This is a genomic window from Curtobacterium sp. ZW137, from assembly GCF_003762905.1.
GTDB lineage: Bacteria > Actinomycetota > Actinomycetes > Actinomycetales > Microbacteriaceae > Curtobacterium.
The window spans coordinates 545,007-559,702 of record NZ_RJKS01000001.1 but is presented as its reverse complement, the minus strand read 5'-3'; the positions used below and the strand labels follow the sequence as shown (position 1 = coordinate 559,702).

General features: G+C 71.7%; 10 protein-coding genes. 5 read left to right on the top strand and 5 right to left on the bottom strand.

The annotated features are described in order from the left end of the window. Positions 1-10: 10 nt before the first annotated feature. The 4 genes from EDF55_RS02595 to EDF55_RS02580 all read left to right on the top strand — a co-directional run bounded on the left by EDF55_RS02595 (position 11) and on the right by EDF55_RS02580 (position 6,179). The gene (locus EDF55_RS02595; protein WP_123653363.1) at positions 11-1,582 is read left to right on the top strand and encodes a DUF3375 family protein; all 1,572 of its coding nucleotides are present in this window, start codon (positions 11-13) and stop codon (positions 1,580-1,582) included. Next, on the top strand, positions 1,579-2,361 hold the full coding sequence (locus EDF55_RS02590) for a DUF4194 domain-containing protein (protein ID WP_123653362.1): 783 nt from the start codon (positions 1,579-1,581) through the stop codon (positions 2,359-2,361). The genes EDF55_RS02595 and EDF55_RS02590 overlap by 4 nt, the downstream gene beginning before the upstream one ends. After that, on the top strand, positions 2,358-5,732 hold the full coding sequence (locus EDF55_RS02585) for an ATP-binding protein (RefSeq protein WP_123653361.1): 3,375 nt from the start codon (positions 2,358-2,360) through the stop codon (positions 5,730-5,732). Before EDF55_RS02590 ends, EDF55_RS02585 begins: the two co-directional genes overlap by 4 nt. Positions 5,733-5,843: 111 nt before the next feature. Continuing rightward, positions 5,844-6,179: a hypothetical protein gene (locus EDF55_RS02580; protein WP_123653360.1), complete on the top strand. Its 336-nt coding sequence runs from the start codon at positions 5,844-5,846 to the stop codon at positions 6,177-6,179. Between the two features lie 153 nt (positions 6,180-6,332). On the opposite strand, the gene EDF55_RS02575 is transcribed toward EDF55_RS02580, so the two are convergent. After that, positions 6,333-7,799, bottom strand: coding sequence for a peptide MFS transporter (locus EDF55_RS02575; protein WP_123653359.1), 1,467 nt, complete (start codon positions 7,797-7,799; stop codon positions 6,333-6,335). 200 nt (positions 7,800-7,999) lie between these two features. Here EDF55_RS02575 and EDF55_RS02570 point away from each other — a divergent pair, with 200 nt between their 5' ends. Next, positions 8,000-10,102, top strand: a complete 2,103-nt coding sequence (locus tag EDF55_RS02570; protein ID WP_123653358.1) for an acyl-CoA dehydrogenase — start codon at positions 8,000-8,002, stop codon at positions 10,100-10,102. A gap of 105 nt (positions 10,103-10,207) precedes the next feature. Here the strand turns inward: EDF55_RS02570 and csrA are convergent, their stop codons facing one another. The 4 genes from csrA to EDF55_RS02550 are packed head-to-tail and all read right to left on the bottom strand — an operon-like array spanning position 10,208 to position 14,696. Further along, positions 10,208-10,483, bottom strand: a complete 276-nt coding sequence (csrA, locus tag EDF55_RS02565; protein ID WP_123653357.1) for a carbon storage regulator CsrA — start codon at positions 10,481-10,483, stop codon at positions 10,208-10,210. 49 nt (positions 10,484-10,532) lie between these two features. Then, entirely contained in the window at positions 10,533-11,480 is a 948-nt protein-coding gene (locus tag EDF55_RS02560) for a hypothetical protein (protein WP_123653356.1), read from the bottom strand. Then, positions 11,455-13,509 carry a flagellar biosynthesis protein FlhA gene (locus tag EDF55_RS02555; protein ID WP_123653355.1) on the bottom strand — a complete coding sequence of 685 codons (2,055 nt, stop codon included), beginning with the start codon at positions 13,507-13,509 and terminating at the stop codon, positions 11,455-11,457. Before EDF55_RS02555 ends, EDF55_RS02560 begins: the two co-directional genes overlap by 26 nt. Beyond that, positions 13,506-14,696 carry a flagellar biosynthesis protein FlhB gene (locus EDF55_RS02550; protein WP_123653354.1) on the bottom strand — a complete coding sequence of 397 codons (1,191 nt, stop codon included), beginning with the start codon at positions 14,694-14,696 and terminating at the stop codon, positions 13,506-13,508. The genes EDF55_RS02555 and EDF55_RS02550 overlap by 4 nt, the downstream gene beginning before the upstream one ends.

Here is a 14,696-nt window from a genome sequence, read left to right as displayed (position 1 = left end):
CAAGGGCAGCATGACCGACGTCGACCTCGAGTACTCCCGCGTCCGCGCGGTGCTCGACCGCCCGACGCTCCGCCTCATGTCCCGCCCCACGAGCGCGGTGGTGCTCGCCGTGTTCCGCACGGTGTTCGACCGCGACGTGCAGTACGTCCCCGCCGACCGGATGCACCTGCAGGTCGAAGAGCACGTCGCCCGGCTGCAGGCACACACGCACCAACAGCACCAGCAACAGCAACAGCAACAGCACCACACGCACCACCAGCACACGCAGCAGCAGCAGCAGCAAGAACAACAGGACGAGCCCGACACCAGGCCGACCGGCCGCACGCTCTGCCGCGAATGGGTCGCAGCGCAGTGGCTCGTCCGCTCGAACTCCCCCGACGGCGACGAGCAGTACTCCCTCACGAGCCACGCCCTCGAAGCGCTGAGCCTCGTGGACGCCCTCTCCTCGGACCGGGCGCTCATCAGCGAGAGCCGCCTGGCGATGATCGTCGACGCCGTGCACCGCTGGGCCGCCCGCGCCGAGCCGGACCCCGACGTGCAGATCCGCCGGCTCGACGCACAGATCGCCGAGCTGCAGTCCGAACGTGATCGTCTCGCCAGCGGGGACGAGCCCACCGCGGTGGACGACGACCGGATGCGCGACGGCTACACGAACATCACCGACCTGATCCGCCAGCTCCCGAGCGACTTCAAGCGGGTCGAGGAAGCGGTGGCGAAGATGCACCGCGAGATCGTCGAGGACTTCCGGAACGAGGTCCGTCCGATCGGCGAGATCCTCGACGACTACCTGGCGCGGACGGACACCCTGATGGAGGCCACGCCGGAGGGCCGCGCGTTCGAGGGCGCCTTCGAGCTGCTCCGCGACGACGCCCTGCTCCTCCGCCTGCGGGACGACATCGCGACGATCCTCGACCATCCCTTCGCGGAGTCGCTCAGCACCGCCGAGCGCCGCACGTTCCGCAACACGGTCGTGATCCTCCGGCAGGGCATCGAGGACGTCCTCGCGCAGCGCCGCCTGCTCACCGGCACGCTCCGCGACCAGATCGTCGCGCACGACGTCGTCCGGGACCGGGAGCTCGACGCCGTGCTCCGTAGCGTGAACCGCCGGATGGCCGCGCTCATGGAGTCCGGTGGTGCGCGGGAGCGCATCCCGCTCGGCCTCCTCCCCCCGGTCGCCGAGGTCGGCACGCTCCGCGAACGCTTCTACGACCCCGACACCGAGGCGGTCCCGCCGCCCATCGAGGAACCCGACGACGACGTCTTCGACGAGATCGACGTCGAGTCGCTCCGGCGCCACGGTGGCCCCCTGCTCGTCGAGCTCCGCGAGGCGCTCCGCTCCGCCGGTGCCGGCACGAGCGTCGGCGCCTTCCACGCGCTGCCGCCGGAGCAGCGTCGCCCGGTCGAGCTGTTCGGCCTCGCGCACCTGCTCACCGGCCACACCGACTTCGAGACCGCCGCCGCCGCCGTCCCGCACCACACGGTGCGCCCGGACGGCACGGCGGTCACCTTCACCATGCCCACGGCGGATCTCACCGAGGACCGTCCGGCAGACGACGACAGCACCACCCTGGAGGCCCGGTGACCGACACGACGGCATCCCACGTCGACGACACGGACGCGTTCGACGGCATCGATCCCTTCGACGAGTCCGCCTCCGTCCCGCAGGAGGACGAGCGCGACGAGTCGAGCTTCGCCCTCTTCGAGGGCGACGAGGGTCGCCTCGACGAACCGCAGCGCCGCGCGCTCGTCGCGCTGCTCCGGCACTCCTACGTCAGCGCGCGGACGCACGCCGACGAGTGGCGCGCGGTGCTCGATGCGGAAGGGCAACTGCGGTCCCGGCTGAACGACCTGTTCCTGGAACTGCACGTCGACCGCGACCGCGAGGTGGCGTGGAAGCGCCAGGCGCGCTCCGAGAGCCAGCGCCGCGGCTTCCCGACGCTGCTCCGCGACGTGCCGTACACGCGCGAGGAGACGATCGTCCTGGTCTACCTCCGGATGCGGCTCCGTGCCGACACCCGGCCGGGCCCCGACCAGGTCGTCGTCGACCGGTCGGAGATCCTCGGGCACGTGGCTGGCTTCCGACCGGCCACCGCGACCGACCGCACCCGCGACGAGGGCCGGGTCGCGAAGGCCATCGAGCGCCTGATCACCGCGCGGGTCCTGCTGAAGACGAGCGACCCGGACCGCTTCCGGGTGGCGAGCGTCGTCGAGGTCCTGCTCCCGCTGGAGCGGCTGCTGGAACTGGACACGTGGTTGGCGAGCACTGCGTCGTCGAACGCGACCACCGCACCGGTGGACGCGCCTGACGGAGCCGAGCCGAGCCTCCAGGCCGATGACGACGACGAGGAGGAGTCCGCGTGACCGACTTCCGGATCGACACCGCCGGCATGCCGGCGCTCTTCGACACCGTCGCGCAGTGGCGCGCCCAGTCCATGCAGGTCGTGAACTGGGGCGGCTTCCACGGACACCGCCAGATCGAGCTGTCCGGCGCGGCGACGCTGATCTCCGGCGCGTCCGGCACGGGCAAGTCCACGCTGATGGACGCGTACCTCGCGGTGATGATGCCGTCCGACGTGCCGTTCAACGGCGCGTCGAACGACGCCACCACCGGGCGTGCGCGGAGCGCCGACCAGCGCAACCTGCTGACGTACCTGCGGGGCAAGATCGACACGCGGCGCGACCCGGAGTCCGGTGCCCTGCGTGACGTGAACCTGCGCGGCGACGACACCGCGACGTGGGGCGCCGTGGCGGTGACGTTCCTCAACGACGACGAGCGACGCTTCACGGTGCTCCGCGCGTACATCGTGCCGAAGCGGGCGCGCGGCGTCGGCGACATCCAGATGACCATGGCGACGGTCGACGACGACTTCGACCTGCGGCGGCTCGAGGACTTCGTACCCTCCCGGTTCAGCCACCTCGAGCTGACCGGACGCGTCCCCGGGCTCGTGATCCGCGACACGTACCAGGAGCTCGCGTACACGCTGCAGACGCGGCTCGGGATCGGCGACTCCGGTGGCGGGAACCGGGCGATGCGCCTGCTCGCGCGGATCCAGGCCGGGCAGCACATGCCGACGGTCGACTCGCTGTACAAGTCGCTCGTGCTCGAGACGCCCGGCACCTACGAAGCCGCCGACCGTGCGCTCGCGCACTTCTCCGCCCTCGACGAGGCGTACGAGGCGATGGACACCGAGGAGCGGAAGGTCCGGATCCTCGCCCCCATCACCGAGCTGCACCTGGAGATCGAGCGGTCCCGCTCGGCCGCCGCGGCGCTCGACGGGATCGCCACCGGGTCCGAGGTGTCGCCCTTCGCGCACTGGACCGCGACCCGGAAGCGCGAGCTCCTGGACGACGAGGTCGCCCGGAACAGCCGCTCCCGGACCGCGGGACGCGCCGAGGTCGAGGCCGCCTCCGCCCGGCACGCCGCCGTCGAGATCGAGCTGCGTGAGGCCGAGGCCCGGCTCCGGGACTCCGGCGGCAACGCCCTCGCGCAGCTCGAGGACCGGATCGACCGGCGGACGCGGGAGCGTGACGTGGTCGCCCGGGCGCGTGCCACGTTCGACACGCGGACCGCTCCGCTCGACGTGACGGTCTCCTCGGAGTCCTCGTTCGTCGCGGCGCAGCGCGCCTCGCACGAGTTCCTCGGGACGTTCGATGCGGCTCGCTCCTCGCTGGACGCTCGACGGGACGCACTGACCCGCGAGGAGTACCCGCTGCTCGACCGCGAGCGGTCCCTCCGCCAGGAGCGGCAGTCGCTCGAACACCGGCAGGGCGCGATGCCGCTGCCGATGCACGAGGCCCGCGTCGCGATGGCCCAGGCCGCCGGACTCGACCCCGCCGACCTGCCGTTCGTCGCGGAGCTCCTCGACGTGCTGCCCGGCGAGGAGCGCTGGCGCACGGCGATCGAGTCCGTGCTCGCGCCCGTCGCCCGCACGCTCCTGGTCGACCAGGACCAGCTCGACTCCTTCAGCGCGGCCATCGACGCCCTGCGCATCCCGGTCCGCGTGCAGTTCGAGGGCGTGCCGTCGGGCCCGCACCTCGACGTCGACGGCGACCGGGCGATGGTGTCCGGCAAGCTCGCGATCAAGGACTCCCCGTTCAGCACGTGGGTCCGCTCCCGCATCGAGTCGGACCGGATCGACGCCCGCTGCGTGTCCTCCGCGTCGGAGCTCGGCGGCGGGGGCCGACGGGTCACCGAGTCCGGGCAGCTCCGCGACGGCCGACGCGGTGCCCACGGGGACCGTCGGCAGGCCAACGTCATCGGCTTCACGAACGAGGCCCGCGTCGTCGCCGTCGAGACCGAACTCGCCGCGATCGCGCAGGACCTCGCGACGCTCGAGGCCCGGCGCACCGACGTCGCGCAGGACATCGCCGCGCTCGACGAGCTCCGCGCGGCGCACCAGCACCTGGTCGACACCACGTGGGACGGCATCGACGTCGCGGGCATCGAGGCATCGCTCGACCGGCTCTCGACCGAGCGGGAGGCCCTGCTCGCCGCCGACGACGGGCTCCGGACGCTCCGGGCCTCGGTCGCGCGGCTCCGCACCTCCCTCGACGAGGCCGCCGATCGTCGGTCGGCCGCACGGCTCACCGTGCAGCGGCTCGAGGAACGGCACGCGGTACTCGTCGACGGGCAGGACGCCGCCGCGGAGATCCTGGCGCGCTTCGACGACTCCCCCGCGTCGCTCCCCGACGACCAGCAGGCACAGCTCCTGGCCGAGACCTTCGACGAGGTCGGCGCTCCCGACGGCGTCGACGGCTTCGACGACGCCACCCGCCGGCTCCGGCGGCGGCTCGAAGAACGCCTGTCGCAGGCGCTCGACGGCGCCGCGTCGGCCGCCAACGCGCTGACGATGACGTTCCAGCGGTACCAGGACGCCTGGCCCGACCCGAACCTCGGCACCGGCGTCGCCTCGTACCCGGACTACCGCGCGATCCTCGACCAGATCGTCGCGACCGGGCTGCACGCGCGCCGCAGCGAGTGGCGTCGACGCCTGTCGCAGTGGAGCGGCGAGGACCTCGTCCCGCTCGCCGGCGCCTTCGACCGCGCCGTCGTCGAGATCGAGGAGCGCCTCGAGCCGGTCAACGAGATCCTCCGGGACCTGCCGTTCGGGGCGAACCGGGACCGCCTGAAGATCGTGATCCGCCGGGTCACCCGCGAGGACGTCACGCAGTTCCGTCGGGAGCTCCGCGCCCTGTCGGCCTCGGTCGACACCGAGCTGACCGACGACGTGCTCGAGACCCGGTTCCGCCGGCTCCGGAGGTTCATGGCGGTCATCCGGCAGGACCCGTCCGCACCCCGTGGCGCGCGGGCCTCGCAGCGCGACGCCGTGCTCGACGTCCGGCGGCACATGGAGATCACCGCGGTCCGCTACGACACCGCGGGCAACGACCTCGGCGTGTACTCGTCCCTCGGCGACAAGTCCGGCGGTGAGACGCAGGAGCTCGTCGCGTTCATCGTGGGGGCGGCGCTCCGCTACCAGCTCGGCGACGAGACCCGGCCGCGGCCCCGGTTCGCGCCGGTGTTCCTCGACGAGGCGTTCATCAAGGCGGACTCGGAGTTCGCCGGGCGTGCCGTGACGGCGTGGCTCCGGCTCGGGTTCCAGCTCGTGGTGAGTGCACCGCTCGACAAGGTCACCGCGCTCGAACCGTCGATGGAGCGCCTGCTGTCGATGCGGAAGCACCCCGACACGGGCTACTCGTCCGTGACGGAGATCGTCCGCGCGTCCGCCTGACGGGCGGGTGGGCACCAGCCAGCCACTGGTGAGATCGCACTTCTTGTCGCCTTCGCTGGGCGACACCGACACGAAGTGCGATCTCACCGAGGCGTGCCGTACGGTCGAGGCGTGCCGTACGGTCGAGGCGTGATGTGGAACCGGAAGCGCCGAACCCCCGCTGGCGACGAGTCCCCCGGGGCGCTCGGGATCGGGGCGCTCGTCCGCGTCGTCGACGCCACGACCGGCGGCGAGCAGTGGGTGGACGCCGACGGCTCAGGTGACCTGGTCGGTGTCGTCGTGGGACCCGGCGGGAACCAGATCGTCGGCTACCCGGGCGTCGGCGAGCCGCTGTCGTGGACCGTCGCCTTCGACGAGCCCGTGTACACGAAGGACGGCCGCGGCCCCTTCGAGCGCGCGACCGTCCTGAGTCGTCAACTGGTCCCGGTGGAACCGGACGTGAGCTAGGGCCTAGTACTCCTCGGACCCGCTCTTGAGCATGGCGGCGATGGCCATGCACGTGAACACGCCACCGATGACGCCGATGCCGATGACGACTGCTCCGACGAGCTCCAGCATGATGTGTCTCCCAGGTTCGAGGCCGGTGTGGCCGTTCTCAGGTTATCGGATCCCGCGCATCAGGCGGAGCACCGGGCGGGCGGCGATGAGCAAGAGCACCCCGACGACGACCGCGACGAGGCCGAGGATCGAGAAGTACGGCGCTTCGTTCTGCGGGTCGTAGTACTTCGACAGGACGCCGGTCACCGCGGTGCCGAGCGACACGGACAGGAAGAACAGCGCGACCATCTGCGTCTGGAACTTCGGCGGTGCGAGCTTCGTGGCGACGGACTGCCCGATCGGCGACAGCAGCAGTTCGGCGATCGTGAAGACGAGCAGGATGCCGACGAGCACGAGGACGGGCGTGCCGTTCCGACCGGTGCCGACGAAGGGCAGGAACAGCAGGAACGCGATGCCCATGATCCCGGTGCCGAGGGCGAACTTCGTCGGCGTGGACGGCTGGCGCTTGCCGAGCTTGGTCCACATCGCCGCGAACACCCCGGACAGCACGATGATCATGATCGGGTTGATCGACTGCACCCACGACACCGGCATCTCCCACCCGCCGATGGTCCGGTCGAGGCGCTGGTCGGAGTAGATCGTCACGACCGTGAACTGCTGCTGGTACAGCGACCAGAACACCGCGCTGCCGATGAACAGCGGGATGAAGGCGAGCACCCGGGAGCGCTCGTCCTTCGTGATGCCGCTCGTGAGGATCACGATGAAGTACGTGATCGCGGCGACGATGACGATCGCGACCACGACGGTCGGCAGGTTGTCGACGTTGAGGAGCCCGGTGAGCACCGCGACGACGACGATGGCGAGGCCGACGGCGACCAGCACGCCGACCATCGGGTACCGGCGCTTCGGCAGCGGGTTCGTGACGTGGCGGACGACCTCGGGCAGCTTCCGCCGGCGGATGCCGTACTGGATGAGGCCGGCGGCCATGCCGACCGCGGCCAGACCGAAGCCGAAGTGGAAGCCGAGCGAGGACTGCAGGAGCCCGGTGAGGATCGGCCCGAAGAACGCGCCGATGTTGACGCCGAGGTAGTACAGCGAGAACCCGGCGTCGCGGCGCGGGTCCTCCTTCGAGTAGAGCCCGCCGACGATCGTCGTCGCCGTGGCCTTGAGCCCGCCGGACCCGAGGGCGATGAGCACGAGGCCGACCCCGACGCCGGTCACCCCGGGGAGCAGGGCCAGGGCGATGTGGCCGCACATCACGACGATGGCGCTGGTGAACAGCGTGCGGTCCGCACCGATCAGCCGGTCGGCGACCCACGCGCCGATGATCGTGAACAGGTACACGGCGCCGCCGTACGCACCCATGATCCCGGTGGCGACGTGCTCGTCGACGCCGAGGCCGCCGCGGGCGACCGAGTAGTACATGTAGATGAGGACGATGCCCTGCATCCCGTAGAAGGAGAAACGCTCCCAGAGCTCGACGGCGAACGGCGTGGACAGCTCGAACGGCTGGCCGAAGAAGGTCCGTCGTGGTTTCACATCGTGCCCTGGGGCGGTGGTGCCTGACATGCCAGCCAGTCTGCCCCGCATCCGAGGGGCGCGCCCAATCGTCGAGGACCGCTCGCACATCCGCCTTTGGAGGGTTCCCACGATCTGTTCCGGACCGGAACGGTGAGCGGTTGTGGCCCGCGCACCCCTCTCGTGCGGCTCTCGGGCGCGGTGCATAGCGTGGACCGGAGCAACATCGCCGTTCAGGAGGGACCGAACACATGGTCGACACCGCACCCGAGACCACCGCCGACACCCGCACCGGGACCCCGAAGGCCGACGCCGCGGGCGATCCGGCAGCCGGGACCCCGACGGCCGGCACCGACACGGACGTGCGCATCGACGTCGACCTGCTCGCCGAGCACCTCCTCGGTCGCTGGGCCGAGGACCGCCGGGCATCGCGGCGCCTCGTGCTCGACCCGGCGCTGCACAAGGTCGAGGGCCTCACCATCGCCGAGCACCGCGCCCGCGCGTTCGACCAACTGCGGATCCTGCAGCAGGCCGGCGCCATCCAGCGCCCGTACCCGGAGGAGTTCGGCGGCGAGTCGAACCACGGCGGCAACATCGCGGCGTTCGAGGAGTTCACCACCGCGGACCCGTCGCTGCAGATCAAGGCCGGCGTGCAGTGGGGACTCTTCGGCTCCGCCGTCCACCACCTCGGCACCGAGCGCAACCACCGAGAGTTCCTGCCCGGCATCATCGACTTCGACGTGCCCGGCTGCTTCGCGATGACCGAGACCGGCCACGGCTCCGACGTGCAGAGCATCGCGACGAGCGCCACGTACGACCGGGAGACGCAGGAGTTCGTCGTGCACACGCCGTTCCGCGGCGCGTGGAAGGACTACATCGGCAACGCCGCCCTGCACGGCAAGGCCGCGGTCGTGTTCGCGAAGCTCGTCACGCAGGGCGTCGACCACGGCGTGCACGCGTTCTACGTCCCGCTGCGCGACGACGACGGCGAGTTCCTGCCGGGCATCGGCGGCGAGGACGACGGCGTCAAGGGCGGCCTCAACGGCATCGACAACGGCCGGCTGCACTTCGACCACGTCCGGGTCCCCCGCACGAACCTGCTGAACCGGTACGGCGACGTCGCCGAGGACGGCACCTACTCCTCACCGATCGACTCCCCCGGACGCCGCTTCTTCACGATGCTCGGCACCCTCGTGCAGGGCCGCGTGTCGCTCGACGGCGCCGCGGTCGTCGCGCAGAAGATCGGGCTGCAGATCGCGCTCACCTACGCGATGCAGCGTCGCCAGTTCCCGACCGGCGGCGGCACCGAGGGCGTCCTGCTCGACTACGGCCAGCACCAGCGCCGCCTCATCCCCCGGCTGGCGAGCGTCTTCGCGCAGTCCTTCGCGCACGAGCAGCTGCTCCGGACGTTCGACGACGTGTTCAGCGGCCGCATGGACACCCCGGAGCGCCGCGAGGACCTCGAGACCCAGGCAGCGGCGTTCAAGTCGATGTCCACCTGGTACGCCCTGGACACCCTGCAGGAGTGCCGCGAGGCCTGCGGCGGCGCCGGCTTCCTCGCCGAGAACCGGCTCACCAGCCTCCGCGCCGACCTCGACGTCTACGTGACGTTCGAGGGCGACAACACCGTGCTGCTCCAGCTCGTCGGCAAGCGTCTGCTCACCGACTTCCGGAAGCGCGCACCGCGCGACGCCGCCTCGACCGCGAAGTTCGTCGCCGCCCAGGTGGGGTCGAAGCTCGCCGACGCCAGCGGCGTCCGCCGGCTCGGTCAGGCGGCGAAGGACCGCGGTTCGCTCGCCGCGAGCGTCGCCGACCTCCGCGACCCCGGCACCCAGCGCGACCTCCTCGCAGGCCGTGTCGACACCATGGTCGCCGAGATCGGGATGCGGTTGAACACCGCCGGCAAGGACCGTGCACGGCAGGCACTCCTGCTGAACCGGTCCCAGCACGAGCTCATCGAGGCGTCGAAGGCGCACGCGGAACTCATGCAGTGGGACGCGTTCACCGCCGCGATCGACGAGGTCCCCCACGGTGACACCCGCCGGGTGCTCGTCTGGCTCCGCGACCTCTTCGCGCTCGGGCTGCTCGAGGAGCACCTCGAGTGGTACCTGGTGCACGGCCGGCTGTCGTCGCAGCGCGCTCGGGCCGTCTCGGCGTACATCGACCGGCTCATCGCGCGCATCCGGCCGCTCGTGCCGCAGCTGCTCGACACGTTCGGCTACGAACCAGGGCACGTCCGCGCACCGATCGCCCTCGGCGAGGAGCAGGCCCGCCAGGACGAGGCACACGCCTGGTTCGCTGCCGAGCGCGCCGCCGGACGGCTCCCCGAGCAGGAGAAGAAGCCCCGCCCCTGAGCACGGCCGCCTCGCGCCCCGTCACGAACACCGCGCCCCGGCACACCGGGGCGCGGTGTTCGTCAGGGGGCGCGAACGGATGTCAGTCGATCGACGACGACGACGTCAGTCGGTCGACGACGACGGCGAGGACGGTGCCGCAGGCCCCGCCGCACCGCCGAGCGCGGCACGAAGGCGGGCCTCGGCGTCGTCACCGGCAGCCTGCGCGGCCTCGACGTTGGCCTCGGCGACGGCACGGACGACCTCTTCGCGCTGGATCTTCACGCCACGGGGCGCATCGATGCCGATGCGCACGCCGTCCCCTCGGGAGTCCAGGACCGTGATGACGATGTCGTCACCGATGAGGATCCGCTCGCCGACCTTCCGCGTGAGTACCAGCACCCGCTCAGCCTAGCCACAGTGCGGCGCGGCGAGCGCGTCCCACACGGCGTCAGAGCGTGCGGACCGGCAGGCCGAGGCCGTGGACGGACTCCGGCGACGCCGTCTCGGAGCCCCCGATCGACAGCACCCCCGCCACGGCGACCACGGATGCCACCGCGTCCACCATCGCCAGGCTGTCCTCGTGCTTCCGCCCCGCGTCGACCACGACCCACACCTGGTCCGGCGCGAGCCCGTCGAGCGTGCGAGCGTCGTCCCACGTCGCGACCCCGAGGAGCGCGTGGCCGAGCCGGACCCCGTCCGCCCGCGCCAGGATCCCCCCGCGACGGTCGGCGGCATCGGTCTCGCGGAGTCCGTGTCGCGCGGCGAACACCCCAGCAGCAGCGTCGACGTCACCGGCGCGGCCGACGAGCACGACGAGGTCGCCGTCGGCCGACAGGACCGCCGGCACCGGCGTCCGCGCCGCGGCCGACGCACCGAACGCACGAGGTGACGTGACGTCGTCGACGCCGGCCGTGCCTCCAGACCGGAACGGCGCATCGGACAGGAGGCCCGGATCGCCCTCCACGGAACGATCCGGCCCCGCACCGGGGCCGGGTGCGGTGGCAGCAGCGGCAGCAGCAGCGGCAGGAACCGCGGGCGCGATCCCGTCCGCGACGAACCCGTCGAGCACCGACGCGAAGGCGTCGGCCCGCGTCGCCGACGTCCCGGAGGACGCGGCGATCCGTGCCTCGGTCTCCTCGGCGTCGGCGAGGAGCGCGGCGATGCCGACGCGCTTCGCGGGCCCGTCCGCGATCGCGACCCGGGCGGTGGGGACGTCGGTGGCGTCGTGGACCTCGACGGTGGCCTCGACGTGGGCCTTCCGGAAGAGCCCGCCGATGCCACCGCTCGTGACGCGCTCGGCGGCGACGATGCGGGCGCCGGGGCCGAACTCGGCGCGGACGGCCTCGCGGACGTCCTCGAGCGTCGCGGCGCTACGCTGCAATCGGGTCGGCGGCACGGACCACTCCCACGGTCTCGATGGTGGAGCCCGCTGCCGTGGCCTCCTGGTAGGAGAGCACGGGCAGGCCGTTGGACTGCGCGGACACCATGCGGTGCACGGCGGGGCGGAGCTGCGGTGCGCAGACGAGCACGGCGGAGAGCCCCTGCTCCTCGACGCTCCGGACGGCGTCCCGCACGGACCCGAGGACCTGCTCGATGCGGTGCGCGTCGAGCACGATCTGGGTGCCCTGCTCGGAGGGTCGGAGTCCCTCGAGCATGGACTGTTCGAGCAGCGGGTCGATCATGATCACGCGGAGGACCCCGTTGTCGAGGTGTCGGGCGGGCAGCGCGGGACCGAGTGCGGCGCGGGCGGCCTCGACGAGTCCCTCGGGGTCGGTGGAGACCTTCGCGCGGAGCGTCAGCGCCTCGCAGATCCGGCCGAGGTCGTTGATCGGGACGCGCTCGACGAGGAGCCCCTGCAGGACGCGCTGGAGCTCGGCCATCGAGAGCATGCCCGGCACGAGTTCCTCGACGGCGGCGGGGTTGACCTGCTTGACGCCCTCGGCGAGGACCTTGACGTCCTCGCGGGTGAGGAGCCGTGCCGCGTTGTCGCCGATCACGGCCTGCAGGTGGGTGACGAGCACGGAGACGCGGTCGATCACGGTGGCGCCGGTCATCTCCGCTGCGTGCCGGAGCTCGGCGGGCACCCACTTGCCGGCGAGGCCGAACACCGGCTCGACGGTCGCGTCGCCCGGGAGCCCGTCGAGGTGGTCGCCGAGGGCGAGGACGCTCCGCGCGGGCGCGGTGCCCCGGCCGGCCTCGACGCCGGCGATCCGGATCGCGTACGTCGATGGCGGCAGGTCGATGCTGTCGCGGGTGCGGACGGGCGGGACGACGATGCCCATGTCGAGCGCGATCTTCCGGCGGAGCGCCCGGACACGGCCGAGCAGGTCGTCGGACGCGCCGGACACCATGTCGACCAGGTCGGGTGCGAGGAGGATCTCGAGGGCATGGACGCGCATCTGCTCGATGAGGTCCTCGGGGGTGTCGCCGGATGGTGCCGCAGCGGCGAGGGCCTCCTGCTGCGCGGCCGTCTGCTCCGCTCGGGCGGCGTTCTGCCCGATGCGCCACCCGGTGAAGAGCAGCGTCGCGCCGACGAGCAGGAACGGCACGATCGGCATCCCGGGGATGAAGCCCATCGCGATCGCCGCCACACCGGCGATCATCAGCGCGTTCCGGGACTGCCCGAGCTGCGCGGCCGCGGACGAGCCCATCTCCGACTCGGCGCCGGAGCGGGTCACGATCATGCCCGTGGACACGGCCATCAGGAGCGCCGGGATCTGCGTGACGAGCCCGTCGCCGATGGTCAGGATGCCGTACTTCGAGAGCGCGTCGGTGACCGAGAGGCCGTTCTGCAGCATGCCGATCGCGATGCCGCCGACGAGGTTGATGACGATGATCAGGATGCCGGCGATCGCGTCGCCCTTGACGAACTTCGACGCGCCGTCCATCGCGCCGTAGAAGTCGGCCTCGGCGGACACCGACGCGCGGCGCTCCTTGGCCTGGGCGTCGGTGATCAGCCCGGCGTTGAGGTCCGCGTCGATCGCCATCTGCTTGCCCGGCATCGCGTCGAGGGTGAAGCGGGCGCCGACCTCGGCGACGCGCTCGGCACCCTTCGTCACGACGACGAACTGGATGACGATGAGGATGAGGAAGATCACCGCGCCGATGATGATCGAGCCGGAGACGGCGACGTGTCCGAAGGCCTGGATGACGTCGCCGGCGAAGCCCTCGCCGAGGACGAGCCGCGTCGACGCGACGTTGAGGCCGAGCCGGAACAGCGTCGCGACGAGGAGCAGCGAGGGGAACACCGAGAAGTCGAGCGGTTTCTTCACGAACAGCGTCGTGAGCAGGATCACCAGCGCCAGCAGGATGTTGCAGATGATCAGGAAGTCGAGCAGGAACGACGGCACCGGCAGGATCAGCAGCAGGATGATGCCGACGATGAAGACCGGGACGGCGAGCTTCGGCAGGTCCTTGCGGTTCATGCTGGCACCTCTTCGGGAGACGGGGTCGTGCGGGACGGACGGAGCTTGCGGGGCCGGAGGTCCCCGGTCAGGGTGGCCGGGTCGATGACCGTGGCGACCTCGTCCGGCGTGGTCGGCCGTGGCGGAGCGTGGGTACCGGCGGCTGCCCCCTTCGCCTTGAGCGCCATCACGAAGGAGAGCACCCGGGCGACGGGCGTGTAGAGGTCGACGGGGACCTCCTGCCCGAGCTCGCACGCGGCGTGCAGGGCCCGGGTGAGCGGCACGTCGCGGACGATCGGCACGCGCGCGTCCTCGGCGCGTTCGCGGATCAGGGACGCCACCGGACCGGCGCCCTTCGCGACCACGCGGGGCGCGGACTTGCCCGGCTCGTACTTGAGCGCGACCGCGTAGTGCGTCGGGTTCGTCATCACGACGTCGGCGCCCGGGATCGCCTGGATCATCCGGTTCCGGCTCATCGCGAGCTGCCGGGAGCGGCGCTGCCCCTTGACGAGCGGGTCGCCCTCGGCGGACTTGTTCTCGTCCTTGACCTCACGCTTGGTCATCATCGTGCGCTTCCGGTTCCGGCGGATCACGACGAACACGTCCAGCGCGGCGAGCACCAGCCCGGCGGCGATCGCCGCGCGGAGCAGGGTGCCGGCACCGGCGCCGGCGGCGGAGAGCACGGCGGACAGGGGCAGCGAGCCGCTGGTCATCAGGACCGGGACGAGTCCCTGCACGGCGAACCAGAGCACGAGGCCGACGACGGCCGTCTTCACGAGGGCCTTCAGCCCGTTCCACAGCGCCTGCGTGCCGAACACCCGCTTGATGCCCTGGATCGGGTCGAAGTGCTCCGGGGTCGGGGCGAGGGAGCGGAAGTGCACGCCGCCCTGCGCGACGGCGGCCGCGGTGACGCCGACGAGCACCACGAGGAGCATCGGGCCGATCGTTGCGCCGATCGAGCCCATCGCGTCGTCGAACACTCCGCGCATCGTGCCGATCGTCGGGTCCGCGATGACCAGCCGCACGCCGTCGAGCTGGGACTGCCCGGCCGCCGCGGCCCGGCCGATGGTCGCGGGGACCATGAGCGCCGCGAGGGCGATGCCGATCCACGCGCCGAGGTCCTGGGAACGGCCGAGCTGGCCCTTCTTGTAGACGTCCTTCATCCGTTTGGATGTGGCCTTCTCGGACTTCTCACCACTGTCGGACAT